This window comes from Vibrio sp. 1F255 (assembly GCF_041439145.1).
GTDB lineage: Bacteria > Pseudomonadota > Gammaproteobacteria > Enterobacterales > Vibrionaceae > Vibrio > Vibrio crassostreae_C.
This window is the reverse complement of the sequence record NZ_JBGONQ010000086.1, coordinates 1-1,146: the sequence shown is the minus strand read 5'-3', so window position 1 is coordinate 1,146 and position 1,146 is coordinate 1. Positions and strand designations below refer to the sequence as shown.

At 35.1% G+C, this 1,146-nt stretch carries 1 protein-coding gene; it reads right to left on the bottom strand.

What is annotated here, in order from left to right; genetic code table 11:
• Positions 1–545: 545 nt before the first annotated feature.
• The gene (locus ACED41_RS21520; RefSeq protein WP_371725670.1) at positions 546–803 is read right to left on the bottom strand and encodes a hypothetical protein; all 258 of its coding nucleotides are present in this window, start codon (positions 801–803) and stop codon (positions 546–548) included.
• Positions 804–1,146: the final 343 nt, after the last annotated feature.

Genomic DNA, 1,146 nt, shown 5'->3' with positions numbered 1-1,146 from the left:
TGATCAGATCACAGGACTTGGAAAAGGTTCAACTAATTTAGGCAACAACGCCCTTCCGAGCGGTAGAGCCACATATACCCTATTTTTGCTATAGCCAACAATATTGCAAACTACCGAAAATTAGAAACTTGGTAAGGCATACCAAACCGAAGAACTTAAAAAAATACTAAGTGAACGAAATTATATCGCACCAGTTTAAGGCTTTGGCTTTGTCTGTTGGTCACGGTGTAAGTGATCACATTCTAGACAGATTAATTCACTTTCAAGGTAATAGAATGGTGTGCCATTATCATCATGTTCTACTTCCATGTATTCATGGTATGTATGCTCAGTGGACTTTTGGCAGTACTCACAGTTTAAGATGTAATAGTTCATTCGTTGATACCTCGTTATATAGCTTGATGAAAAGCAGTAGCATTAGGAGTTTCAGATAGCTTTGGGTATTCGTGACACCAAACTTAAAAGTTGAAGAGTGATACTGATATAGAAATTAAAAAAAACAGGCGAGTTAAATTTAAGTCGCCTGTTTTTAGAATAAAATCACCTTAAGCTTCAGCTAACTCAGTTACCGTATTTTTCCTAGCCATAAACGCACCAGAAAAAATCATTGCAGCACCCACCGCAATATAAATATAACATTCGTTTTTAGCATCTGTAATTTCAGAACCAGCACCAAAAGCGGTTAAAAATTCGCCCATGGCTTTCTCTGTTTCTAAAATATCGTTTAAGTTAACTCCACCAATCAGAACAGAAATGACACCTAATACAATTAGTACAATACCAATAATTTGTTTTACATTCATTTTTAATACACCTGCAAGTTTATAATTACACCTCATAAGAGGTCAGTTTAAATTTAAAAAACATCTCATAATTCTATTCACTAGAATCAATGATCTTTTATTCTCTACGGTTTCATACCCACGGATAGCAGTCAATAATTAGATACAACCCTATTTCAGACATCAAGTATATATGGCTTCTCCAATGCAATTACTTTAGCAACACACTTTTAAAGTTTCATTACTGTCCCGAGAATTATTAATATACACAGCATCGTAGACACTTTTCATCTATTAGTGGCTTTGTTGCGTAATTCAATGGAACTAAATCAAGAACCTACGATCTGATCAGCTACCACCACTC